Source organism: Echinicola salinicaeni (genome assembly GCF_014280965.1).
Lineage (GTDB): Bacteria > Bacteroidota > Bacteroidia > Cytophagales > Cyclobacteriaceae > Echinicola > Echinicola salinicaeni.
Genome location: NZ_JACODZ010000006.1, coordinates 19,961 through 45,951, shown reverse-complemented (window position 1 = coordinate 45,951; position 25,991 = coordinate 19,961). Strand labels below are relative to the sequence as shown.

The window sequence follows — 25,991 nt, the reverse complement described above, 5'->3', positions numbered from 1 at the left end:
TAGGTTTTAAAACTTAAATGCCCAAAGAAAAGTTTCTATGGGCATTGTTTTTTGAGGGGGTGATTGAATTAATCCATATAGGATTCTCTGAGGTATTTTGCTGTATAGTTATCTTTTGCTGCTTTAAGCTTCTCGGGAGTCCCTTCAAAAGTAATATATCCGCCTTTTTCTCCACCTTCCGGTCCTAGGTCGATTACCCAGTCGGCTGATTTTATCACTTCCGTATTATGCTCAATAATGATAACCGAGTGTCCTTCTTCAATCAGTGCATTGATAGAGTGAAGGAGTTTTTTGATATCATGGAAATGTAGGCCAGTAGTTGGTTCATCAAAAATGAAAAGAATATGGTCTTTACTTTTTCCATGGCTTTTGCCCAAGAAAGATGCCAGCTTCACCCTTTGGGCCTCGCCACCACTAAGGGTGTTGGAAGACTGTCCTAGACCAATATAGCCTAAGCCCACTTCCTGTAAAGGCTGAAGTCTGTTAATGATGGCAGTTTTTCCTTCAAAGAAGATCATGGCTTCATCAATTGTCATGTCGAGGACATCGGCAATATTTTTATCTTTATAGGTGACATCTAGGATTTCATTTTTGAAGCGCTTGCCCTTACATGATTCACATGTGAGGAAAATGTCAGCCATAAACTGCATTTCTATTTTTTGGGTTCCTTCGCCTTGGCAGGCTTCACATCTACCCCCGTCCACATTAAAGCTGAAAAATGCAGGTTTGTAGCCACGTTGTTTGGAAAGTCCTATTTCTGCAAATAGTGATCTAATAGCATCATAGGCCTTTACATAAGTGACAGGGTTGGAACGGGAAGATTTTCCAATTGGGTTTTGGTCCACAAATTCAACTTGTCCAATAGATTTATAATCGCCACTTAATTTATCAAATTTACCAGTTTCATCAATGACAGTTCCTAAGGTCTTTCCTAAAGCAGGATAAAGCACCTTTTTTATCAGAGTGGATTTTCCAGAGCCACTGACCCCTGTAATGCAGGTTAGGGTATTCAGAGGGATTTGAACATTGATGTTTTTGAGGTTATTTTCCCTGGCTCCATTGATAATGATTTTATCCTTCCATTTTCTGTTGCCAGTTTTGATATTGATTTTTTCTTCTCCCTTGAGGTATTTGGCCGTGTATGTCTCACCATGATCGAGTAGCGCCTCTAATTCTCCTTGGAAAACCAATTCCCCTCCATTTGCACCAGCATCAGGGCCTATATCGATGATCTCATCTGCGGCTTTCATGATTTTTTCTTCATGTTCCACTACGATTACCGTATTGCCCAGATCTCTGAGCGACTTTAATACGGAGATTAGCCGATCAGTATCCCTTGGGTGCAGGCCTATACTCGGTTCATCCAATATATACATGGAACCTACCAGTGCACTACCCAGTGAAGTGGCCAATTTGATTCTTTGGTATTCCCCTCCGGAAAGGGTAGAGGTGAGCCGATTCAGGGTTAAATATCCCAAGCCAACCTTGTCAATATATTCCAAGCGATTCAAGATTTCTTTTAGGAGCCTATTGGCAGTTTGAGCATCCGAATCACTAAGTTGAAGGCTTTGGAAGAAATCCAGTGCCCTCTCGATTGGCATCAGTACAATGTCTGTAATAGAATGCTCATTGATTTTTACATAGGCAGCATCTTTTCTAAGTCTGGTGCCTTTACAGTCGGGACAGGTGGTTCTTCCTCTGAACCTGGATAGCATGACCCTGTATTGGATTTTGTGGGTTTTGCTCTGAAGGTGTTCAAAAAAGGCATCTAAGCCTTTGAAGTAGCTATTTCCTTTCCAAAGAAGCGCTTTATGTTCTTCATCCAATTCCTCGTAGGGTCTGTGGATGGGAAAGTCGAATTGTATTCCGTTTTTGATAAGAGGAGCTGCCCATTTTTTAGTGGTTTCCCCTCTCCATGGGGCAATGGCGCCTTCGTAGATGGAAAGTGATTTGTCAGGAATGACCAAATCTGGATCTATACCAAGTACCGATCCGAAGCCTTCACATTTTTTACAAGCCCCATAAGGGTTGTTAAAGCTGAAGAAATTGACGGTGGGTAACTCGAAGGACATGCCATCCATTTCAAATCTATCACTGAATTGTTTTTTGGCCTTTTGAGGAACCACTACTATGCATTCTCCATGGCCTTCAAAAAAAGCAGTTTGTACACTATCAGCTATTCTGAACTGGTTGTCCTCATCTTTTTTTTGTATAACAGCTCGGTCAATGAGGATTTCTATCTTTCCATCAGGTATTTTGCTTTCTTCCAAAAGGTCTTCGACAAAGTGTGCATCTCCATCGATTAAGATTCTGGTAAACCCCTTTTGTAATAATATTTCGAGCTCCTTTTTTATGCTTCGACCTTCACTGATTTGTAGCGGACAGCTTATCATTACCTTATCTCCCTCATCAAAGCTGTGAATATAGTCCACTACATCAGTGACAGTATTGTGTTTCACTTCTTCCCCACTTATTGGAGAATAGGTTCTGCCTATTCGGCTAAATAATAATTTGAGGTAATCATAAATTTCTGTCGTTGTGCCTACTGTGGAACGTGGATTTTTCGTTGTGACCTTTTGTTGTATGGCTATTGCAGGGGAGACACCTTTGATGTATTCCACATCGGGTTTTTCCATTCTGCCCAAAAATTGCCTAGCATAGGAGCTTAAGCTTTCCACATACATCCTTTGGCCTTCGGCAAATAAAGTGTCAAAAGCCAAGGAGGATTTTCCTGAACCGGAAAGACCAGTCACTACCACCAATTTATTTCTTGGGATAGCTACACTGAGGCTTTTGAGGTTGTTTACCTTAGCATTCTTAATAATTATATATTCTTTGGGGTTAAGATCTTCAATAGAAGTCTCATTCAAAGCAGTAGTCTCATTCATAGCTTACAAAGATACCAAGTGAACAGGTGAAATGGTAATTTGTTTAAAGCTGAATTAATGTGAAAAGTTCCTAATTGTATTTACAGTCGTATTTTTATTCTAATTGGGCCTTTACTTTTACTTTTTTGATTAGGCTGTTATTATAAATGATGCCATCAATGGGTAATTGTTGGTAGTCATCAATTTCTTCAATGGATAATATTTTATAGTTTTTTCCCAATGAGTTGGCGTACTTATCGATTCTTGACTTTGCATTTTCTATAGCGCTGTTGAATCCTTGGCTGTTTTTGGAATTAATTTCAGCTTTTTCAATAAAATGTCCGCCACTGTTTAAGTTTGCTGTAATACCATTTTCCTTGAGTATTTCACTTATTATATCCCTATCAGCTTCTTGATTAAGTATCAGTCGATAGTTGACCCCATATTCAAAATGTTCATTTTTTAGATTATTTGGTTTGTAGTAGTTCTCATTCATTTTTTCTACTTGAAAGGCCTTCATTTCCTCTGTAGACATCAGTTTTTCCAAGTTTTCTTTTCCTTCTTTTGGGCCATTAAAATTAATGTTCAAACAAGGTTTGAGGGATTCGAAATTGATTTCAGCAGCGCCAATTATCTCAATGGTTTGAAGGTCTTCCTTAGGCTGGTGGTTGCAGGAAAAGATAGAAGTACAAATGATGATGTAAAGAAGGGTATTTGTGAGGATGATTCTCATAGTTATAAAGGGCTTAGATGAAAAATTTTATACTTACTAATTCTACTGATCAATAAATGAGCCAGTTAGCTTAATATGTGGAAAAATAATTGCTGAATAGGCAAATAATAAATACTTATGGTGGAGACTAGGGTAAATCAGGTGGTTTAAAAGAAATTTTCCATGAAAAATCACCAAATTTTAGAATTTTAATTCAATTGAAAGTTTTGTTTTTGTGAGACAATTCAGATGAATATTTTGAAAGTTGTTGTTAGGAGAGTTTTGACGGCATAAAAAAATCATTTATTTCATTGCTTTGTGTTTTTGTATTCGATACATTTGAGAATAATAATTTAAGTTTCCCACCTAAAATCCGCAATATGAAATAAACCTCTACGTTATTTAAACGTCAGAATTTATGAGTAAAAGGTTAGGACCTAAAGACAGTGAGCTGATAGCTCAGTATAGAAATGGAAGCGAAGCAGCTTTCGAAGTGTTGGTTGATAAATATAAATCGCGTGTTTTTACCACGATTTATATGATTGTAAAAGATCAAGGATTAGCGGAGGATTTATTGCAAGATGTTTTTGTAAAAGTAATCCAGACCCTCAATTCAGACAAGTATAACGAAGAAGGTAAATTTCAACCATGGCTTATGCGTATTGCGCATAATTTGGCCATAGATTATTTCAGAAAAATGAAGCGGTACCCCTCTATTGTCATGGAGGATGGTTCGAGTTTATTCAATACGTTAAAATTTGCCGAGGATAATGTCGAAGACCAAAAGGTCAAGGATGAGACACATGAATTGGTAAGGGATTTAATCAATGAGTTGCCTGAATCTCAGAAACAAGTCTTGATCATGAGGCATTATATGGATTTGAGTTTTCAGGAAATAGCTGATCAAACAGGAGTTAGTATTAATACGGCTCTTGGAAGGATGAGATATGCATTGATCAATATTAGGAAAAAACTAAAACAAATAAATGTTGCCTATGACAATATATTTTACCCCAAATGATCACCTGATAAGGTATGTCTATCAGGAAATGAGTGAAGAAGAAAGTATTGAATTTGAGGAAATGTTACGCAAAGACGATGATCTAATGCAGGATTATTTAGGTTTTTTGAGTACCATTGATCAAATCAACGGTTTGATATTGGAACCATCTGATAAGGTGGTCGCTTCAATAAAAGAGAAAGCCAAAACTTCTGGACTCCAAAAGGTCTGACATCACGAAATATCGGTGAAGGCCCTCTGAATATGCTTATTCAGAGGGTTTTTTTATGGCCAAGGACTTAAATAATGGTATAGATTTCTATTATATTTGAAAGGATAAAGCAAATAGAATATGTTGAAAAAGGAGCGATACAAGGCGTTTACAGATTATTTTTCTACACACATGCCTGTGGCGGAAACGGAATTAGAGTATGAAAATCCCTTTCAGCTTTTGATAGCTGTGGTACTCAGTGCGCAGTGTACTGATAAGCGGATCAATATGGTAACGCCAGCGCTTTTTAGAGATTTCCCTACTCCTGAACACTTAGCTTCTTCCAATTTTGATGAGTTATTTCCATATATCAAATCGGTATCCTATCCCAATAATAAAACCAAGCATTTGCTAGGTTTGGGAAAGATGTTGGTAGAAGACTTCAATAGCGAAATTCCTTCAACCGTAAAAGAGCTGGTGAAACTTCCAGGTGTAGGAAGGAAGACAGCCAATGTGATTACTTCAGTGGTTTGGAACCAACCAAATATGGCTGTGGATACGCATGTATTTAGGGTATCTAAAAGGTTAGGATTGGTTCCTCAGAATGCCAAAACCCCTTTGGAAGTCGAAAAGCAATTGATCAAGCATATTCCTGAAGAACATATTCATATCGCCCATCATTGGTTGATTCTGCATGGTAGGTACGTTTGCTTGGCAAGAAAGCCAAAGTGTGAGGAGTGTGATATTACCCATTTTTGCAGGTATTATGAGAAGAATAGGGAGAAGATGGAGATAGAAAAAGAACTATTGTCCGGCTCCAAAAAATAATTTATGTGCGGGATTAATTTGGTATTGAACTTTGCTGGTGAAGGAGAGAAGGCCATTCAGCTTATGATGGAGTCAACTAGGCACCGCGGTCCAGACCAGTCATCTTGGAAGTCAATTAATCCAGATTTGTTTATTGCCGGAAATAGGTTAAAAACCGTTGACCTTGGTGATTGGGCAAATCAACCGGTGAGTATTGCTAATCAATATTTTTTGGCTTGGAATGGAGCACTTTATAATTCTGAAGAGCTTAGAAACCAACTTCTCCAACAGGGGACTTCTTTTGAAAGTAGGTCCGACAGTGAGGTGCTATTGCGCTGGTTGATCCTTATGGGAGAGACTGGAATAGAAGGTCTAGAAGGAATGTTTGCCTTTGCTTTTGTGGACAAGCATAAAGGACAAATAATTATTGCGCGCGATGAATATGGAAAAAAGCCACTTTATTATTCTCATCAAGGAGATCAATGGATGTTTTCTTCAGAAGCAAGGGCATTAGTTTCCTCAGGCTTGATAGAAACTGTTGTGGATGTTAAGCAATATTTGCCCTATTATTATAGTAGGCATAGTTTTCCAGATAAAAGTTTCTTTAAATCTGTAAACCAGTTAGCGCCCGGAGAGGTCATAAAATTAAATTTCAGGGGAGAAATTTTGGACTCCTTTAAACTAGTTACAAAGTCTGGTAAAAATGAATTTACTGGTAAGAAAGCATTCAAGGAACTATTGACTGAGGCTGTGCTGAGGCATTTTCAAGCTGATGTTCCTGTAGGTGTAATGTTGAGCGGGGGTGCTGACAGTAGTTTATTGTTTCATACTTGGGTGGAGGAGACAGGGATTCCTCTCCATACATTTACTCTTACTTTCGAGGATAAATATTTAAAAGCTTACCCAGACTCAAAATATGCCAAAAATATAGCAAAGAAATATAATTCAGCTCATCACGAAATACTGATTACTCCAGAATTGGTGTTAGAGAACTGGGAAGATTATTTGGCTTCACTTGATCAGCCAATTGGTGATAGTGCAGGCTTCATCAGTTGGATGATAGCGAAGGAAGCTAAAAAGCATGTTAAGATCTTGGTGAGTGGTGCAGGGGCTGATGAACTTTTCAGTGGGTACAGTAGACATGCCGCTTTTAGGTACTATCTAAAAAATAAGGGAGCATTACTGAAAATGTCAAAGATAGGAAAGGTATTGCCCTTTCTGAGTCGAAAGGTCAGTAAAATGGCCTATGCGATAGATGAGAATGAACAAGTTACTTTTTTAAATTTCAGTTCCTTACAAAGGATACCCAAAAAAGATATTGATGTATTTCTGAAATATTTTTCAAAAGAATTAAGTCCTTATAAAGCTGCGTTAGAATGGGACAGGCAATATTATTTGGTAAATGATATATTGAAGATTCATGATAATGCATTGATGAGCCACGGGATTGAAGGGAGGGCGCCTTATTTGGATAAGGGATTGGTGGAGTTGAGCTTGTCACTTGAGGAGGAAGCGCATTTAGGATTAGGTAATAAAAAATGGATCAAGGAACTTCTTGAGGATGCGGGGCTTAAACAATTGGCTAAAAGAAAAAAAATAGGTTTTGGATTGCCTATTAAAGAATGGTTGAAATCACATCCAGATTTTAGGAATAAAGTTTTTAAAGAAATCAAGGATTTTGCAATTAAGGAGGGACGGCACTTTCCTTTAGAAATGCTTAACTTAGCTAGGAAGCCGAGTTTATATATTAATGACAGTTTCCTTCAAATCTGGAACCTTTTTGTGCTTGCAGGTTGGTATAGGAACATCCAAAAATGAGAATCGTTTATATCCATCAGTATTTTGTGACGCCCCAAGAAGGAGGGGCGGTGAGGTCATACCATCTTGCCAAGGGACTAGTGGATGCGGGCGTGGAAGTAGAGATGATCACTGCCCATTCAGCCAAGGAATATGATTTTAAGCTGGTCGATGGCGTTAGGGTACATTATCTTCCCGTATCTTATGATAATTCTTTTGGTTTTGCCAAGCGGTCAGTGGCGTTTTTCAGATTTGTAAGACAGGCAAAATATTTATTGAAAAAGCTCAACCGGCCTGATTTACTTTATATAACTTCAACTCCTTTGACCACAGGTCTTATTGGCTTATGGGCAAAGAGAAAATTAGCGATACCTTATATTTTTGAGGTTAGGGATCTTTGGCCTGAGGCACCTGTTCAGGTAGGAGCAGTGAAAAACCCCATATTGAAAAAGGCTCTTTATAATTTAGAAAAGAGGATTTATCAACATGCTTTGAAAATTGTAGCCCTGTCACCTGGAATAAGAAAATATATTGAAGATTTGGTTCCCGATGCTGATGTTAGCTTGATTCCTAATTTTTCAGATGTTGATTTTTTTAAGCCTAGCTACCACAAAGATGAGACTTATCTTCAAAAACTAGGTTGGAATAAAGAGACTTTGAGCATCGCCTATACTGGGGCAATAGGAGATGTCAATGCAGTAGGTGAATTGTTGGATTTAGCAGAAGAGTCGCAGAGAAGAAATAAAAATTGGCAGTTTGCCATTATGGGTAAAGGAAAGAAGTTGCCTGAGCTAAAAGCATCTGCTAAGCAGAAGGGGCTTAAAAACCTACGATTTCTTCCTTTTGGAGATAAATCAGCTGTAAGGAGCTTATTGTCCATCACAGATATTGCCTTTATTTCTTTTGATCATCTTCCTGTACTTAAAACGAACAGTCCCAATAAATTTTTTGATGCTTTGGCCATGGGAAATGCTATTATGGTCAACCATCATGGGTGGGTTCACAATTTGGTCAAGCATAATAAACTTGGTATTTTATATGATGCCAATAAAATGGAACAGGGTATTAAGCAAATGGATGTCCTGGATGCTGATAGAAGGAAACTTAAAGAAATGAAGCAAAGAGCAAATAATTTGGCTGTGTTGCATTTTTCAAAAGAGAAGGCTCTCAGCAGGCTTTTGTTTACGCTTGACCCTCAGAAATATCCCATGCCTGCTATTGACGAGGTTTATATGCTGATTGCATAAAGACTTTCTTGGCATCTTTTTCGGCCATTAGCTCCACCAGTCCAATATTATTCTTTTCCCTATAAGCATCGACAATATTCCAGCCTACCCAACGGCCCACCCGTCCAGGTGCGTCAGGACTGATTATATCTGTGGAGGGAGCTTCTCCGGTGTATTTTCTAATATTGAATGGATTGGTTTCATAAATGGCCTCCTCCTCAATCAAATGCGTCCAGATAAAATCCTCGTTCGAATAGCATGCGGCTAGTTCTTCTGGTGTATATCCTATGATCAATTTTTCAGGTGTGCAAGGAAGCATTGATTTGGTGAAATGGTAAGCCTTTCCATAATAGATCATTTCCGCAAGAAGGGTGTTGTCTTTTAAATCAGTTTCATTAAACACAGAAGAAATGGCCGTTATGATCATGGGGACAAGATGTTCCTTATCATATCTTCTGGCTATATATTCTGGCATCTCTGGTGGTTGAAAGCGATGCTCATTGGGTAGGAAATAGTCTAAGCCGATGACCAACATTTCTTCATCCAGGTATATATCAGAAGTAAAGCCGCTGACAAAGGTATAAACCTTGGGAACTTGGAAGTTGGGGTAGAAATATTTGATGTGCTTGAAAGCAATTTCCAAGTCTTTTTCTATCTCGGCAAAATTGGAAAATTCCTTCTTTACTTCCTGATAAAGTTCTATCATAAGCGTATCTTTAGGAATCTCAGCGAGCGTGGATATTAAGGCTTCCTTGCTTGGGTAAAGGTCCTGTTGGAGGTATTTGGTAGAGAAATCTGGATGTGATTCAAGAAAATAATCTATGTCCTCCTGCCCTTTGGCCTCAAAAAGAAGGTCCTCTAAATTTTCTATTTTGAGATTTACCTTAATGGCTTGTACCTCCTCAGAAATTTCGCAGTCTTGGTTTTCCTTTTGACAGGAAAATAAAAAAAATAGTATAGCTATAAGAATCAGTGGATTCGTTTTCATTGGAGCGTTTATTTTCTGGTAATTAGATAAAAGGTCAGGATTTTTTTTAATAGCGCTATATTTGTAAAGGTAAACTTAAGCATGGCATTTGTAGTTTCACAAAAATTCTGCTTAATAAATCGTTAATCTATGTATGCAGGCAAAGCCAAATTTATAAGTACATTAAATGGCCTATTTTTATTTATAGTAGCTTTAGGCTTTTTGCTAGGATGCCAAGAAGAAAGTAGCCCTCCTGACTTTAAACAATTTACCATTACCGAATTTATAAACCAAGACCCCAACTTTCGAATATTGTCCGAAGTATTGGACTTAACTGATTTGGGAGAGCAATTGGATGGTAACGAGGAGTTTACCTTTTTGGCCCCTACAAACAAAGCTTTTGAAGCCATTGGCATTGAATCTGTAGATGACAGGTCATTAAAAGAATGGAAAAGGATAATAAGCTACCATTTGACTGAAGGGACAATAAGTAGTGAGTCATTATTGGAAAGCGTACAAGAAACCTTACTTCCAGATTTTTTTTGGTTTGTGTCTGAAGAAGACGGTCAGTTGTTGGTTAATTCAGAGGTCAAGATATTGGTTAAGGATATTATAACTTCCAATGGGGCGGTCCATGGGCTCGAACAAGTTTTGGAACCGGTGAATTTAAATATATTGGAGGTTTCAGAAAGTTTAGGATTTACCACTTTTGTAGAGGGGTTGAGGAAAACAGGTTTTGATGGATTACTTTCTGGTGAGGGATTATACACCGTCTTTATTCCAAGCAATGATGCATTTAATGCCTATTTTGATGAACAAGGTATAACAAAAGAGGACTGGTTATCCTCTACCAATTTGAGGGCTTTTATGTCCCAATATATTATGCAAGGGATGGAAAATTCAGCCAATTTAGTCCCAGGTGCTTTAGAAACAATAGAAGGAGATATGATCTATTTTAGTAGGGATATATCGGAGGGATTATGGATAAATGGACAGTCGACTATTGTTAATAGGGATATACATGCTGGAAATGGTCTTATCAACAGTTTAGATAGGGTATATAACAAGACGAATAAATCCCTTGTGGTCCTACTTTCAGAGAGCAGCACTTCAGCGGATTATTCGGAATTTGAGGCGGCAATGATATATTCAGGCCTTATTAATGACCTGGAAGGTGAAGGTGTTGGTCCATTCACCATATTTGCACCAAACAATGCCGCTTTCAATTCATGGTATGAAGACTTGGGTGTATCGGGTTATTATCAAATAGAGGAGGATTTATTAAGGACTACCTTACAATACCATGTGTCAATGGGTAGGGTTTTTACGCAAGATTTTAGAGAAGGTGATAAATTAAATACCTGGCTCGAGGGAAGTGAATTGACGCTTGGTGTGGATGGGCCTAAGGTGAATCAAACTGCTTTGGTCAATGATTTTATGAATAAGCATGCTATCAATGGAGTCCTTCATGGAGTAACTAATGTTTTGGACCCAAAGGAAAATTGACGAAATTAACTCTTGTTTTAATTTTTGGCTTATTGTGATTATCCTTGGTGGATAATGGTTAATGGAGAAACTGAATGAATTGGAAAAGTAAATGGAAATTGGGTAAAGCTTATTTGAGCTATCTAACATGGACAAAGCTGACCAATATTTGTTTACTGTACATGTCATTTTATTGGTCGAGGTTCACCAAAAAGCCCAAGATCAAGGGCTTGCCTACTGCCATGTCTATTGAGCCAACTACAGGGTGTAATCTGCGCTGCCCCGAATGTCCTTCAGGTTTGAGGAGTTTTACTAGGCCAAGGGGAATGTTGGAAAAATCAAGCTACCAAAAGATCATACAGGAATCAGCGCATCACTTGAGCTATTTGCATCTATATTTTCAGGGTGAGCCTTTTCTCCATCCTGATTTTTTGGATTTGGTCAGTTATGCTGATAAGAGAAAGATTTTCACTGCTACTTCCACGAATGCTCACTATTTAAATGAAAAAACCGTTTCCAAGGTGGTCAGTTCTGGGTTAAAGCAATTGATTGTCTCTGTAGATGGTGCTACACAAACTGTGTATGAGCGTTACAGGATTGGAGGAAATCTTTCTCGGGTCAAGTCGGGTATTCAATCATTAATTGAAGAAAGGAAGGCCCAAAATTCCGGTTATCCACAAGTGATTTTTCAGTTTTTGGTAACGGGAGAAAATGAACATGAGATTCCAAAAATCAAGGAATTGGCAAGGGAGCTCGAAGTGGATGAGCTTCAGTTAAAAACCGCACAAATTTACGATTATGAAAATGGTTCTGATTTGATTCCTTCAGACCTAAGATTTTCAAGGTACCTCCCGCTCAAAAACGGTAAATGGAAGCTTAAGAAGGAGATAAAAGACAAATGTTGGAGAATGTGGCAGGGTGCAGTGGTGACCTGGGATGGAGATATGGTTCCTTGTTGTTTCGATAAGGATGCCAGCCATGTTATGGGCAATTTGATTAAGCAGAACCTTGACCAAGTATGGAAAAATCGACTTTATAATCAATTTAGGCAGCAGTTGCTCAGTGACAGAAGTCAAATTGAAATTTGTAAGAACTGTTCGGAATAGTTAGATTTTTGATTTTACAGAGAGCATTTTTTTATGCGGACTTCAGTAATCAGCATAATAGTTGATAAGGAAACCCATTTTACCTTATTCCAAGATGATTTTCTAAGTTTTAGGAGCTGATATTTATACTATCGACATCGTCATTTATTGGCTTGGATAGTAAAGTTCTAATTACTCCTTAAGAATAGGGCGCAATCATTCGGAATAATTATCTTTACGGTGGTTTTCAATGCGCGGTATATTCGTAAGGGAAAACTATGGAGAGCTGCCAAATGGGAGCGAGGTGGCGAAGCTGTGTTTTGTTCACAGTGAACTTAATGTAAAAAACGAGAAGAAATACGATGATAAAACTTTTAAAGTCAATGCCTCTGGGCTTGATGATGGCTTTGGCCCTACTTTTTGCTAACGAGCCAATGTTATATGCCCAGTCTGTTTTAGATATTGCTAGTATTAAGGTGGATGAACTTTCTGATGCACAAATTAGGGAGTTGGTTGAAAAGGCCGCTGATGCGGGTATCAATCAAGCGGAGTTTTTGGAAATGGCCAAAGCAAGAGGAATGTCCACCATAGAATTGGAAAAGCTAGGTAAGAGGGTGGAAGGCCTAGATGATCAGCTTACCACAATGAAATCCAGTTCGACCTCTGCCAGTAGAGAGCCCAGGAGGCAAATGGACTTAAATGAAATCGTAAAAGGGGTTTTAAGCAATCAAGAGGAAATAGAAGAGCTAGAAGAAATTCAGTCCTATTTTGGACTGGATTTATTTTATCGAAAAGAAAGGAAATTGACTTTTGAGCCCAGTCTGAATCAGGCGACACCAAAAAGTTATGTTTTAGGCCCTGGAGATTTACTCTATGTAGATGTATATGGCGCTTCTGAACAATATTATGAAGCCACCATCACTCCAGAAGGTAGTTTGATATTGGATAATATTGGGCCAATAGGTGTGGCAGGCTTGTCTGTGGATGCAGCCAGCAAGGTGATAAAAAATAGGTTGTCCCAATATTACTCAGAAATTCAAGGTAAAAACCCCAGTACTTTTGTTCAAGTATCATTGGGGAATATTAGGAGCATTAAAGTGCACTTGGTAGGGGAGTTAAGGCTTCCTGGGACTTTTAATTTGAGTGCTTTTAGTACAGTTTTTAATGCCCTTTACGCTGCTGGAGGTCCCAATATTAATGGTACCATGAGAAATATCAAGGTGATCAGAAATAATAAGCAAGTGGCGGTGGTTGATGCCTATGATTTTTTGGTCGATGGAAAGGCTAATATGGGCTTTCAATTACAGGACCAGGATGTGATTTTGGTAGGGCCTTATGAATCCAGGGTACAACTAGAGGGAGCTGTAAAGCGCCCCTTAATTTTTGAGGCCAAGGAAGGGGAAACCTTTGGGGATATTTTGAGGTATGCAGGAGGTTTTACCGATAATGCCTATACAGAAAGAGTAAGTGTGACGCGCTACACAGATAAAGAAAAAGCTGTTTCCGATGTGTTTGCTGGCCAATATGATATTTTTACCGTAAAAGGAGGAGATCATTATAAAGCAGGCAATGTTCTTGACAGATTTAATAACCGGGTTCAAATTAAGGGAGCTGTATTTAGGCCAGGAAACTATGCATTGACTGATGGCTTGACATTATCAAAATTGATTGATAAAGCAGAAGGGCTTAAAGGTGAGGCTTACCTAAAAAGAGCGAGCATCATCAGGACAGCAGAAGACCTGAGTACTTCAGTGATTCAGGTAGACTTGAACCAGGTGATTAGTGGAGCTGAAGATTACAGTTTGGAGGCTGATGATATTGTTAAAGTAGCCTCTATCTACGATTTGAAAGATGAGTATTATTTGAAAGTTTCTGGTGAGGTGAGAAATCCCGGTATTTATCCTTTTTCTGAAGGAATGACCGTGGAGGATTTGATCATCAGCGCTGGGGGCTTTAATGAGGCCGCTTCAATAGATGATCTTGAAATTTCCAGAAGGTTGAAAGGGGAGAATGAGGGTGAGATTGCAGAATTGATCCCTGCCAGTGTGAATCAAGACCTAAGTATCAATGCCAATTCAACTGTGTTGAAGCCTTTTGACAATGTGATTATAAGAAGGAAACCCAATTTTGCCTTAGAAAAAGTGGTCATGGTGGATGGTCAGGTGAATGCGCCAGGTGAATTTGCACTTCGGGGAGCAGAGGAAAGAATTTCTGATGTTATAGAACGAGCTGGAGGTTTGACCCGCTTTGCTTATCCGAAGGGAGCCACATTAATCCGAAGAACTGAATTCTATAATACGGAGTCAGAAAGACTTAGGAAAGAAAAAAATATGAAAAGGCTACTAGAAAGGTTGGATGCCGAAGCTACAGACCCTTCAGAAGCCCAATCGAATCAAAAGCTGAGACTTGAGCAGGAAACTAGTAAAGGTCAGCAAAGGAGCTCCAAACATGATTTAATTACCAAGACAAAGGAAGAGACTTTAAGGGATATCAGTCAGGTTGAAGGACCTCAGACTGCCATTAAGATAAAGGAAACAGAAGCGATTGCTATAGATTTGGTGGCGATAATGGAAAGCCCTGGCTCTAAGTATGACCTTATTTTAGAAGAAGGAGATATTATAAGTGTTCCTAAACAACTTCAGACAGTGAGAATGAGAGGGGACGTGATTTATCCAACTACGGTAAGATATGAAAATAACCGTAGCATGAAATACTATATCGACCGAGCTGGTGGTTTTGAAACCAGGGCAAAAAAGAAGAGAACTTATGTAGTGTATGCCAATGGAGAAGTGGCTAGAACCAAAAGCTTTTTGTTTTTCAAATCTTTTCCAAGGGTAGAGCCGGGATCTGAGGTGATCGTTCCTTCTAAAGGGCCACGTTCACCCATTAGACTGGGAGAAATTATTGGCTTGACATCCGGTTTGGCCACTTTGGTATTGGTGATTACTCAAATAAATCAATAATAAGTAGACTCATGGCAAACCAGCAACATATTATTGACGACAAAATTACTTTTGGAGAACTTGTCCAGAGAGGCAGGGATTGGCTGAAATTCTTTAAAAGTAAAGGAAGGTTTTTACTTATTGCCTTGGCAATTGGGGCAGGACTTGGCCTTTTGGCTTCATGGCTTAAAAAACCAAAATATACTGCTGAAACCACCTTCGTTTTGGAAGAGTCTGATAGTGGAGGAATGGGTGGTTTATCCGGTTTGGCCAGTTTGGCAGGGATTAACTTAGGTTCTTTGGGTTCAAGTAGTGGATTGTTCCAAGGGGATAATATCATGGAGCTTTATCGATCTGATCATATGCTTATCAAGACCTTGCTCACCCCCGCTGAGGACATCGATGGGCAGCCGTTGGTAGAGCGGTACATTAGGTTTCACGAGTTGGATCATAAATGGGCGGATAAGGTGGATTTTGAGCAACTGGATTTTACGCTCGATAGGGAGCATTTTTCTGTTCAGCAGGATAGTGTGATGAAGGCCATTGCCAAAATCATTAGGGAAAAGGAACTGGATGTATCCAAGCCTGATAGAAAACTTAGCATTATCAAGGTAAGCCAGACTTCAAAAGACGAGCTTTTTGCCAAAGCTTATAATGAAGAACTGGTGAAGAATGTCAATGAATTTTATTTTGAGACCAAAACCAAAAAAACGGCTGAAAATGTTGCTATTCTCCAACATCAGGCGGATAGCTTAAGAGGTGTATTGGATGAGAACTTATTGACTTTAGCCGGACTGCAAGATGACCGGCCTAATCCCAATCCGCTTATGCAGCGAGCTACTGTGGAAGAAAAAAGCAAGCAGGTGGATATACAAGTGGCCAGCAGTGCTTATTCTGAAATAGTAAAAAACCTCGAGGTCGCAAAAATTAACCATAGAAATAGTTCTCCCTTAATTCAGATTATAGATAAACCGAGGTTTCCACTCTTAGAAACAAAGCTTAAATGGTATATGGGATTATTCCTCGGAGGGGCAATTGTTTTTTTTCTAGCTGTTGTTTATATATATGCTAGCAGGTTATATCAGACTAATATTAAAAACACTGAAGTCTAAGCTTTTAATTTTATGTTTGAAAAGCTTAGCTCTATTTCTCTTTTACAACTGATAAGACATAAGTCTATTCAGAACTTTATTTTTTTACTTTTTATACAATCCTCAAATATCCTAATTTCTTTAATGGCAATGCCTCTGTTGATTCAGTCCATTGGGGTGGATCAATTTGGATTGGTAAGTTTGGCCTTGTCCGTTATCCTTATTGCAAATATGTTTGTAGGATATGGCTATAATCTCAGTGCACCCAGGGAAGTAGCCTTGAACCAAAATGATAATGAGGCCCTTTCTGAGATTGTTTCCCGTACCATTCTCAGCAAAATGTTATTGGCGTGCGTTGCATCTTTAGCTTTGCTAATAGCGGTTTATGGCCTTGATTTATTCTCGGAATACCAGGTGATTTTGGTTTATTCCTTGTTGATGCTTTTTTCGGAGGCAACGCTACCTGTATGGTTTTTCCAAGGGATTGAAAGGATGCGGTTGGTATCGGTGGCCAATGTATTCAGTAAACTGTTGTACCTAATGGGTATAGTACTTTTTATTGTTGGTCCAGAGCAAGCCAAACTGGTGAATTTCTTTTTTGGAGGAGCTGCATTAGCTACTAATCTGGTCATATTAATCTATGTCCATTTTGTAATGGATATACAATTTTTCATTCCAAAGTTGAGGAAGATTGTTCAATCCTGGAAGGCCAATGTATATCTATTTTTATCTACCTTAGCAAGTCATATTTCTGTAAGTGGAGGCATTGTAATCCTAAGTTTTTTTGCTAGTGCCAAAATTCTGGGAATGTACAGTTTGGCTGAGAGGGTCAGTTCTGTATTGCGGATTATCCCTGCTTTAATTGCTCAAGCAGTTTACCCTCATGCTACAAAGCTTTATAAAAATGATCAGAAAAAATTTTTCGCCTATGTGAAGAAGGTTTATCTGTTTTCAATCCTATCATGCTTTGTCATATCTCTATTAACCTATTTTTTGGCTGATTTTATTATTGAAATATTATCCAAGGAATCACTAGAAACAAGTGTTTCTTTTCTAAGGGTGCTATGTTTTATTCCCTTTCTGGCAAGTATGAACATTGGGAACTCATTATTAATGCTAGTTTCTGACTATAAAAGTTTATTGTTTAATTCATCTTGGGTGATGTGTTTATCCATGTTAACTTTTTCCTTAATAGGAATTGAATTATTTGGAGGGATTGGTCTTTGTTATGGTATAATAATATCTGAAGCCCTTGTATTTATTTATTCGAGCGTTCTCATTATGCGTAAAGCTCCTAATCTATTTTATGGATTGGTGAGATCTAATTGAATTAAGGTAATCGACTGATTTCCCTAATTTGGAAAATGTTATTTGAAAAAAATGGAAAATGTTTTACAAGAATTAAATAATCAAGTGGATTATTTAGGTTTAGAAAGGGATAAGGAATACTATAATTTCCACAAAAATAGGTTTAAAAGGGTTCATGAGTTTTTAAAAAATCAAAAGGGCAATAAACCACAAAGAGTCTTAGATATTGGAAGTCATTATTTGCATACTTCTATCCTTGCCAAGCAAATAGGTTACGAAGTAGATAGTATGGATGTATCTGATTTTTGGGATCTAGATTTTGTAAAAAATAGGGCAGCAAATTATGGACTAAATACGGTTGTTGAAAATGATCTGGGGACAATATCTTCTTTAGATGACAAGGAGGATTATTATGATATCATATTATTTACCGAAATATTAGAACATATCACCTTTAACCCTATTTATTTTTGGAAACAGGTCTATAAGTCCCTGAAAAGTGGTGGTATTATTTATATTTCTACTCCTAATAGCCTGAGTTTACCGGGAATTGCCATTAGTATGAAGAATTTGTTTACGCTAAGGGGAATAGGAATTAGTGTGCCTCGAATTTTTGATTGCGTAACATATGGTCATCACTGGAAGGAATATTCTGGAAGCGAGATTAAGCGGTATTTTAAGCTTTTGACTGATGACTTCGATATAAAAGTTGAAAAGTACCATTACAAAAATAATAGACTTAAAGGACCCGGGTTAATTTATAAGCTATTGGCAAGGATAGGGAATAGCACAGGTTTTTTTGCGGAGGACTTAGAAGCAATTGTTAGCGTAAATAAAGTTAATGGATGGAAGAAAGAACTTCCCAAGTATTAAGTAATTCAATCGCAATAATCCTACTTAACTGGAATGGATATGCCTACACTCGGCAATGTTTATATTCATTGCAAAGGGTTAAAAATCAAGATTTTCAAGTGATTCTGGTGGATAATGCCTCAACCGATGGATCAGTTGATAAACTTAAGGAAGAATTTGATTTTCCTAAATTCATTTGCAATTCGGAAAACTTGGGTTTTACGGGAGGTAATAATGTAGGAATTAACTATGCTTTGGAAGGGGGATATGCTTATATAATGTTACTTAATAATGATACAGAAGTAGATCCTGATTTTTTAGACCCCTTGCTAAACATTATGGAGGCCAACGTAACCATTGGAGCGGTTCAGCCCTTGATGTATTATCTTCATGACCAATCACATATTTGGAATGCTGGTGCTGTTTGGAATCCATGGACAGGAAGTTCCATTACTAACACTTCAAAGCCTAAGGGGGAAGAATCATATAAAACAGACTGGATTACAGGTTGCTGCATGCTTATTAGGTCCAATGTGATTAGAGAGGTTGGAAAGCTAAATGAGCATTATTTTGCTTATTATGAGGATGTAGACTGGTCCCTACGAATGGAAAAAGCGGGTTATGAAATGTGGGTGGTTCCAAAATCTGTCATTTACCACGAGGCAGGAGCTTCTTCTAAATCTAAATCAAAGGGTAAAGAAGGTAGGCTAAATCCCAAAGTTCATTATTTAAATGCGAGAAATCAACTATTTCAGCTTAGGAACCATTTGGGTTTTCCATACTTGCTTACAGCTTGGCCATTCCAATTTGGCAAAATGGGAATTTATGGACTTTACTTTCTTCTTCGGGGAAGAAAGCAGAAATTTTTAGCCATGTTGATGGGAATCAAGGATGGAATCATTCAGGATTGTAAATGATCAATTAGGGGGGTAGTGTTATTTGTTTTTGTAGTTATAGCGGTAGGATTATTACTTTCCATTACGGTTAATAAAATTGTGTTTGAGACCAAATGGGAGTGGGTGATAATATTTATGTGCCTTTACCTGCCATTTTATATCTCGATTTTAAGCATTGTATATCAGGCTACCGCTTCTCCGTTCTTGGTAAGTATTTTTCAATATTTAAAAGAATTTGTATTACTCATCTCCCTACTATCATTTGTTTTTTATCAGCGGAACCTATTTTATTATCCATTTAGGCTACAAATAACGGATAAACTATTTTTAGCCTTTTATGGTTTAGGTTTGGTATTTTTGTTTTTGCCCATCGGACCTGCAGATATGCTTACAAAAGCCCTGTACTTTAAGAACGTGTTGATGATGGGCTTGCTTTATTTTTTAGGGAGGAATACGAACTTTAGTGATCTGGATTATCGATTTTTATTTAAATCCATCATGTTGATTTTTGTTGCGGCACTAGGATTGAACCTTTTTGAAAAGCTGACTGGCCTACATTTTCAAAATATTACGGGTTATGCATTGTTTAATCAAGCCATTAATAATGTTGAGCCATCTGGAAATTATGGTTTAACTTGGACTTTCGAAACCCAGACCGGGGGAATGAGATTGGCATCGTTTTTCTCAGATCCCTTAGAATTGGCCAGTTCCTGCTTATTGGGTTTTTCTGTAGGATTAATTGGCTTCCTCAGTTCCAAAAGACACCAATCCTGGATATTCATCATTGTTATTTTGGCTTCAATAGGAAGTTTGTTTTTTGCAGCTTCAAGGGCCTCATTCGCTTCATTTTTTATTATGCTGATCTTTATAGCAGTGATCTTTAGGTTATATGGCTTAATTAAATTGGGTGTAGCTTTATTTGCTTCATTTGTGATTTTTGTATTGTTTTTTGCCAATGATGAGTTTTATTATTTTGTGGTGGATACGCTTACTTTTGAGAATGCTTCAAGTGTAGGGCATGTGATTGCTTGGTTAGAGGCATTAAATCAAATGCTGGTTGCTCCTTTAGGTTCTGGTTTGGCTACAAGCGGCAATGTTGGAAGCGTTTCAGATGAGTTAAGAATTGGAGGTGAAAATCAGTTTTTGGTTTTTGGGGTGCAGTTGGGATTTTTGGGTATGTTCCTTTACATATTGATATTAGGTATGGGTGTTTGGACGGGGATTAAGGTGTTTAGGAATTCGCAAAATACGCATATAGCCAGGGTAGCTTTTATAGCGGCGACCGTTAAGGTGGGGTTATTATTACCCCTATTCACTGCCAATGCTGAATTATATGCTTTTGTTTCTTGGCTGACCTGGTGGATGGTGGGGATAAGCGTAAAAGAATATAATGCATTAAAGTATCAAAAAGGGCCTTCCTTGGCTTTAGGTTAAGGTAGGGTAAGATTAATGAGGAGGAAAATAGTATTAGTTGATATCTATTATTTGTATGTGGCCCAAACAGGCATCCGCACTTATACCGAGTCTCTGGTGGAAAGCATTCAGGCTAAAGATTCAAATGATTTTGAATATATCATTTCACCCAGTTATACAAAAGTAAAGTCCAGCCAGTTTTATAGAGGAAAAACCCCAAAATGGAAAAATCTGCTTTTTCAAGGATTGTATTTCTTGCGCAAGTCAATAGTTTTACCACTGCTCACTTATTGGTATAAAAGTGACATAGTGTTTTCCCCGGATATTGTTTCCCCACTTTGGTCAAAGGGTAGGAAACTGTCCGTTATTCATGATGCTTTTTTCTGGGAAAACCCAGAACACTATAATTCCCGTTGGTTGAAGTATTATCTGTGGCTATTGAAGGCTTCACTCAGGAATAATGCCCAAGTAGTCACCATTACTGAATATTCCAAAAAGCAGATTCAAAAGTACCTCCAATTACCTGATCTACCGATTCATGTTGTTTACCCTGCTTCTAACATCATATCAAAAGGTCAATTTACAGATGAATCAATAGTTACAGCTCCTTATTTTTTGCATGTGGGTGTAATGGAGAAACGGAAAAACTTGGTGACTTTAATAAAGGCTTTTAGCAAGTTTCTTTCTGATGAAGTCAATAAGAAATATCAATTGGTATTGGTGGGACAAAGGGGGCCAAGAAACGAATTGGACGATTATGATAATATCGTCAGGGAGATCGAAAGGCTGGGCTTGGAAGAAAAGGTTATTTTGCCTGGTTTTGTCAGTAAAAGTGAACTTAATGACTATTATCGCAATGCTTTTGCCTATGTGTTTCCCTCTTTGAGCGAAGGTTTTGGTATGCCTATTTTGGAAGCTTTTTCCTATAAGATTCCAGTGATTATCTCCAATCAGGGTGCATTAAGGGAAGTAGGGGGAGAAGCGGTACTTTATCCAGAGGATAATTCAGCCAAAGCTTTTGCCAAGGAAATGGAAAAGTTAGTGAAAGAAAGAGAATTGCGAAGTTCCTTAGTGAAAAGAGGCGAGAAGAGGCTTAAGAATTTTTCGGGCTCCCGCTTCCTTGATAAGCTAGAAGAAGTTTTTTCTGCTTAGACATGGGTAGATTAAAATAATTAGGAAATAATATTTTTAGTTATGTAGCATAAGTCAGCTTTTAATCGTATTGGTATAGAAATGTTTAATCTTTTAATTATGAATATTATAAAAAGAGCAACGTATTTTCTTTTTGCTTGTTTTTTGGTCTTGTCCGTGTCCTGTAAAGATGATGAGCATCCTAGTGCAAGCTGTGGCGTCGAAAACCCTGCTGAAGATTTGGCTTGGATGAAGCCAGTAATTGAAGAGCTGGAATCAACGGAAATAGGTAGGGATTATGGTTATATCAGAAGCGGGGATTATGAAGGAAACAATTATTATTATGTGGGATCTTGTTGTCCTCACTGTAATTGGGCTCCTGTTTTCTATAATTGTGAAGGTGAAGTTCAGGAAGATTTAGAAATTAGTGATTTGACTGAAATCAAATTAGTCTGGAAGTCAGAATCAAATATGTGCAATTTCTAATAAGAGTGATTTCTAGGTAGAATATTTTTGCACTGTAATGATAAATAGAACGGTGGAAGTTAATGATGAAAGCTTCCACCTTTTTTGTGGACTTAGGCTCAAACCCGTTAGATAATTATTCTTAATACCGTGGAGCTAAACCTTCTATTTCCATAGTTTCAATATCGACATAAACTATAATGGGGCCGAGTGTAACGTGAGTGGTGCTGAAAATCACTTTATAGTTATCATCTTCGACTTCTATATTGGCTTTTCTCCAGTTTATAGTGACTGACTCCTTGCCAAATTCACCATCATCTATGCCATTCCAAGCAATTTCTCTAACTTTCATTAAGTTTGGGTTTTCATCCTGACCGTTGCAACTTATAAGAATAAAGAGAGGTATGGATAAAAATAGATACAATAACTTTTTCATAACCTTTAGTAATTTTAAAAATAGAATTAAGATTATTTAAGTTAAAAAAAAATCATTGATCTTGTATAAATAATTTAAATTTGATCGCCTACAAAGACAAAATTGTATAATAACTGATGCCTAACCTGATCAAGCAAACCATAAATAAAATCACTGGTTTGGACTTAAATGACCGATTCAATGAAGATTGGGACAGCAAGTCCACTTTTGGAGTGATCCTCAGAATGTCAGTTTGGTTTCTTAGAGGGTTATGGAAAAGACTTTGGTTTAAGGCCTCTTCGGGCATGCTTTTGATCGGGAAAGGGGTTACTATCAGGCAATCAAATTACCTAAGTGTTGGCAGGAATTTTATAGCGCAGGATAACTGTGAAATTAATTGCTTGTCTCAAAAGGGCATCGTTTTTGGTGATAAGGTGACGGTAGGTAGCTATGCTATTATTAGACCAACTAATCTGTATGGTGGTGAAGCTGGTATAGGCTTAAAAGTAGGTAATAACTCCAGTATTGGGCCTTACGCCTATATAGGCTGTTCAGGCTATATTGAAATTGGCAATAATGTGATGATGTCTCCGAGGGTGAGTATATATTCCGAAAACCACAATTTTGGAGATACTGGCCAACCAATGATTGAGCAAGGTGTAACCCGATCATATGCTATCATAGAAGATGATTGTTGGATAGCTTCCAATTCGATTATTCTTGCAGGGGTTACCGTTGGAAAAGGATCAATAGTAGCTGCTGGTAGTGTTGTGACCAAGGACGTGCCTCCTTATAGTGTTGTTGGTGGAAATCCTGCAAAGGTGATTAAAAGCCGTAAAAAGGCTTTGTATAAAAAAGAAGATTAATTTAATGTCCAATAATACCGTTTTAATTTTACACAGCTCTTCCGACCTTTATGGAGCCAGTAGGTGCGTTATCAGATCTGCAGTGGCCATTAAAAGTGCAGGATTTAATCCAGTTATCGTATTGTCTGATGATGGCCCTTTGGTAGATGAATTGAGAAAAGAGGGGTTTTATGTGCATATCATTCGATTGGGCATAATGCGTAGAAAATATATGAATCCTTCAGGGCTCTTAAATAGACTGAAATATTTAAGAGAAGCTTCAAAAGCTCTATCTAAGTTAATTGATCACTACGGCGTGGAAATTATATACTCAAATACTGCAGGTGTTTGGATAGGTGCTTGGGTAGCTAAAAGGATGCAGATTAAACACGTATGGCATATCCATGAGATTATTTTAAACCCAAAATGGTTTAAGAACTTTGTTGAATGGTATGTTAAAAAGACAGGTGACAAAATCATATGTGTATCTAATGCGGTAATTGACAACTTAAAGCAAAATATTCCCGAAGAAAAATTGCAACTGCTCCATAATGGCATAGATTATAAACCATTTAAGGAGGCAGATTATGATCTAAAGTCTGAATTAGGGATTGATCAAAGCACTGTACTTATTGGCATGATTGCCAGGGTACATTTTTGGAAAGGGCAAACCTACTTTTTAGATGTAGCAAAGGAATTAGCCCGTAAATATGAAAATATTCATTTTGTGATGGTTGGGGATGCCTTTGCGGGATATGAATACCTCTATGATGAAATAAAATCTAAAATCAAGGAAAATGGGCTTGAAGGAAAGGTGACGGATTTGGGCTATCGTACTGATATTCCTCAAATTATGAGTGGCCTGGATATCTTTATGCTTCCTTCCATACTTCCGGATCCATTACCTACTACCGTTTTGGAGGCGATGGCAGCCGGAAAGCCAGTTGTTGCCACTAATCATGGTGGGGCAAAGGAAATGGTATTGGAGAGGGAAACAGGTTATTTGGTGCCTTGGGACAATGCTTCTAAAGCAGCATCAGCCTTTGAGCAATTAATCGAAGATGAAAACTTAAGAATCACATTTGGAAATGCTGGGCAGCAAAGAGTGATCAAAAATTTTTCTATTGAAGCTTATATAAAAAATATGGGTGAGATATTTCAGGGGATATCTCCAATAACTAAAGTAAATGCATAAGGAGAGTAAGAATAAACCATTAAGGGTGGCTATTTTTGGCGCAAAGGGCTATCCCTATGTTTATGGTGGATATGATACCATGGTCAAGGAATTGGGTGAGCGTTTGGTGCAAAAGGGCGTAAAAGTAACTGTTTACTGTCACCGAGCGTTATTCAAAGATCGTCCCAAACAAGTCAATGGAATCGATTTGGTATATATGCCAGCTATTGAGTCAAAGTCTTTTACCCAATTGACTCATTCCTTTTTTTCAATGATCCACGCCTGCTTTTCCAGTGCAGATGTCATTTTTGTGGTCAATAGTGGAAACGGGCCATTTGGCTTGATCTCAAAACTATTCAGAAAACCTACCGCTATCAATGTAGATGGTCTTGAGTGGCTTCGTCCCAAATGGAAGGGTTTAGGAGCCAAGTATTTTTACTGGGCTTCAAAAATGGCTACCAAATTCTATGATCAGATCATCAATGATTCTGATGAAATGCAAAAGGTCTATGAGGAGCTTTTTCAGACTTCCTCTAAGGTAATCGCCTATGGTTCCAATCCAGGCTTAAAAGCAGATCCAAAATTAATCAACAAGTGGAATTTGGAGAAAGAGGATTACTATCTTATTGTAGGTAGATTAGTGCCTGATAATAATGCAGATTTGATTATTGAAGGGTTTATCCGATCTAACACTAAAAGGAGATTAGTTGTTGTGGGAGATGTTCCTTATCAGGATACCTACGCGGAAAGGCTAAAAGATATTCCGGATGAACGATTGCTTTTTACAGGTTATGTGAAAGATCCACATGAGTTGGCAGCCCTATACCAAAACTGTTATGCTTATTTTCACGGGCATGAGTACGGAGGTACCAATCCTGCCATGTTAAAGGCACTTGGTTATGGTTGTGCTATTTTGGCATTGAACACAAGGTTTAATCAAGAAATGCTCCAAAATGGAAAGTTTGGCTGGTATTTCGAGAAGGATAAAAGCGATGTAGGAAAGATTGTGGAAAGCGCAGAGGCTAATCCTGAAATGATGAAAAAATTAAGGGAGAATTCCCAACAAGGATTGACCAAGAAGTACAATTGGGACCATGTTACGGATCAATATATTGAAGTATTTCAGGACTTGGCCAAGAAGTCCTGAAATACTATGAATATTAATTTTTTGAAGATTTTACAGCATCACATTTCCCACAGCCACAGTCCAAGGCATTAGATTTTTTTGGTTTGGCATATTGGTAAATTTTCCAGCCAATGATGCCAACAAATAATGCAAATACGATAATTTCTTGCCACATA

Annotated in this window: 23 protein-coding genes; 18 read left to right on the top strand and 5 right to left on the bottom strand. The window is 37.9% G+C overall.

What is annotated here, in order from left to right; translation table 11 throughout:
- Positions 1–68: 68 nt before the first annotated feature.
- The gene (uvrA, locus tag H7U17_RS12300) at positions 69–2,888 is read right to left on the bottom strand and encodes an excinuclease ABC subunit UvrA (protein WP_186757040.1); all 2,820 of its coding nucleotides are present in this window, start codon (positions 2,886–2,888) and stop codon (positions 69–71) included.
- 94 nt (positions 2,889–2,982) lie between these two features.
- Positions 2,983–3,600, bottom strand: coding sequence for a hypothetical protein (locus H7U17_RS12295; protein WP_186757039.1), 618 nt, complete (start codon positions 3,598–3,600; stop codon positions 2,983–2,985).
- A gap of 397 nt (positions 3,601–3,997) precedes the next feature.
- Between H7U17_RS12295 and H7U17_RS12290 the strand changes: the two genes are divergently transcribed.
- From H7U17_RS12290 to H7U17_RS12270, 5 genes are all read left to right on the top strand, one after another.
- On the top strand, positions 3,998–4,600 hold the full coding sequence (locus tag H7U17_RS12290) for an RNA polymerase sigma factor (RefSeq protein ID WP_186757038.1): 603 nt from the start codon (positions 3,998–4,000) through the stop codon (positions 4,598–4,600).
- Positions 4,575–4,811, top strand: a complete 237-nt coding sequence (locus H7U17_RS12285) for a hypothetical protein (protein WP_186757037.1) — start codon at positions 4,575–4,577, stop codon at positions 4,809–4,811. The genes H7U17_RS12290 and H7U17_RS12285 overlap by 26 nt, the downstream gene beginning before the upstream one ends.
- 120 nt (positions 4,812–4,931) lie before the next feature.
- Positions 4,932–5,618 (top strand): endonuclease III, encoded by a 687-nt coding sequence (nth, locus tag H7U17_RS12280; protein WP_186757036.1) that lies wholly within the window; start codon positions 4,932–4,934, stop codon positions 5,616–5,618.
- A gap of 3 nt (positions 5,619–5,621) precedes the next feature.
- Complete coding sequence (asnB, locus tag H7U17_RS12275) at positions 5,622–7,415, top strand: asparagine synthase (glutamine-hydrolyzing) (protein WP_186757035.1); 1,794 nt, start codon at positions 5,622–5,624, stop codon at positions 7,413–7,415.
- Entirely contained in the window at positions 7,412–8,641 is a 1,230-nt protein-coding gene (locus tag H7U17_RS12270) for a glycosyltransferase family 4 protein (protein ID WP_186757034.1), read from the top strand. The genes asnB and H7U17_RS12270 overlap by 4 nt, the downstream gene beginning before the upstream one ends.
- Here the strand turns inward: H7U17_RS12270 and gldB are convergent.
- Positions 8,610–9,608, bottom strand: a complete 999-nt coding sequence (gene gldB, locus H7U17_RS12265) for a gliding motility lipoprotein GldB (protein ID WP_186757033.1) — start codon at positions 9,606–9,608, stop codon at positions 8,610–8,612. The genes H7U17_RS12270 and gldB overlap by 32 nt on opposite strands.
- 129 nt (positions 9,609–9,737) lie before the next feature.
- Here gldB and H7U17_RS12260 point away from each other — a divergent pair, with 129 nt between their 5' ends.
- From H7U17_RS12260 to H7U17_RS12215, 10 genes are all read left to right on the top strand, one after another.
- Positions 9,738–11,093, top strand: coding sequence for a fasciclin domain-containing protein (locus tag H7U17_RS12260; protein ID WP_186757032.1), 1,356 nt, complete (start codon positions 9,738–9,740; stop codon positions 11,091–11,093).
- Positions 11,094–11,167: 74 nt separating this feature from the next.
- On the top strand, positions 11,168–12,178 hold the full coding sequence (locus H7U17_RS12255; RefSeq protein WP_186757031.1) for a radical SAM/SPASM domain-containing protein: 1,011 nt from the start codon (positions 11,168–11,170) through the stop codon (positions 12,176–12,178).
- A gap of 341 nt (positions 12,179–12,519) precedes the next feature.
- Complete coding sequence (locus H7U17_RS12250) at positions 12,520–15,120, top strand: SLBB domain-containing protein (protein ID WP_186757030.1); 2,601 nt, start codon at positions 12,520–12,522, stop codon at positions 15,118–15,120.
- An 11-nt stretch (positions 15,121–15,131) separates the two neighbouring features.
- The gene (locus H7U17_RS12245) at positions 15,132–16,211 is read left to right on the top strand and encodes a GumC domain-containing protein (RefSeq protein ID WP_186757029.1); all 1,080 of its coding nucleotides are present in this window, start codon (positions 15,132–15,134) and stop codon (positions 16,209–16,211) included.
- Between the two features lie 12 nt (positions 16,212–16,223).
- Positions 16,224–17,519, top strand: coding sequence for an oligosaccharide flippase family protein (locus H7U17_RS12240; RefSeq protein ID WP_186757028.1), 1,296 nt, complete (start codon positions 16,224–16,226; stop codon positions 17,517–17,519).
- Positions 17,520–17,570: 51 nt separating this feature from the next.
- A complete protein-coding gene (locus H7U17_RS12235; protein WP_186757027.1) occupies positions 17,571–18,371 on the top strand; it encodes a class I SAM-dependent methyltransferase in 801 nt (266 codons plus the stop codon).
- Positions 18,344–19,267, top strand: coding sequence for a glycosyltransferase family 2 protein (locus tag H7U17_RS12230; protein ID WP_186757026.1), 924 nt, complete (start codon positions 18,344–18,346; stop codon positions 19,265–19,267). Before H7U17_RS12235 ends, H7U17_RS12230 begins: the two co-directional genes overlap by 28 nt.
- A gap of 15 nt (positions 19,268–19,282) precedes the next feature.
- Positions 19,283–20,680: an O-antigen ligase family protein gene (locus tag H7U17_RS12225; protein ID WP_317172741.1), complete on the top strand. Its 1,398-nt coding sequence runs from the start codon at positions 19,283–19,285 to the stop codon at positions 20,678–20,680.
- A gap of 15 nt (positions 20,681–20,695) precedes the next feature.
- Positions 20,696–21,811, top strand: coding sequence for a glycosyltransferase family 4 protein (locus H7U17_RS12220; protein WP_186757025.1), 1,116 nt, complete (start codon positions 20,696–20,698; stop codon positions 21,809–21,811).
- A 99-nt stretch (positions 21,812–21,910) separates the two neighbouring features.
- Entirely contained in the window at positions 21,911–22,276 is a 366-nt protein-coding gene (locus H7U17_RS12215; RefSeq protein ID WP_186757024.1) for a hypothetical protein, read from the top strand.
- A gap of 121 nt (positions 22,277–22,397) precedes the next feature.
- Here H7U17_RS12215 and H7U17_RS12210 read toward each other — a convergent pair whose 3' ends face one another.
- Positions 22,398–22,607 carry a hypothetical protein gene (locus H7U17_RS12210; RefSeq protein ID WP_186757023.1) on the bottom strand — a complete coding sequence of 70 codons (210 nt, stop codon included), beginning with the start codon at positions 22,605–22,607 and terminating at the stop codon, positions 22,398–22,400.
- A gap of 200 nt (positions 22,608–22,807) precedes the next feature.
- Between H7U17_RS12210 and H7U17_RS12205 the strand changes: the two genes are divergently transcribed.
- Genes H7U17_RS12205 through H7U17_RS12195 form a run of 3 tightly spaced genes read left to right on the top strand, consistent with a single transcriptional unit; the run spans position 22,808 to position 25,836 of the window.
- A complete protein-coding gene (locus tag H7U17_RS12205) occupies positions 22,808–23,536 on the top strand; it encodes an acyltransferase (protein WP_186757022.1) in 729 nt (242 codons plus the stop codon).
- Positions 23,537–23,540: 4 nt separating this feature from the next.
- Positions 23,541–24,710 (top strand): glycosyltransferase family 4 protein, encoded by a 1,170-nt coding sequence (locus H7U17_RS12200; RefSeq protein WP_186757021.1) that lies wholly within the window; start codon positions 23,541–23,543, stop codon positions 24,708–24,710.
- Positions 24,703–25,836, top strand: coding sequence for a glycosyltransferase (locus H7U17_RS12195; RefSeq protein WP_186757020.1), 1,134 nt, complete (start codon positions 24,703–24,705; stop codon positions 25,834–25,836). The genes H7U17_RS12200 and H7U17_RS12195 overlap by 8 nt, the downstream gene beginning before the upstream one ends.
- Positions 25,837–25,849: 13 nt before the next feature.
- Here the strand turns inward: H7U17_RS12195 and H7U17_RS12190 are convergent, their stop codons facing one another.
- Entirely contained in the window at positions 25,850–25,990 is a 141-nt protein-coding gene (locus H7U17_RS12190; protein ID WP_186757019.1) for a FeoB-associated Cys-rich membrane protein, read from the bottom strand.
- Between the last annotated feature and the right edge of the window lies 1 nt (position 25,991).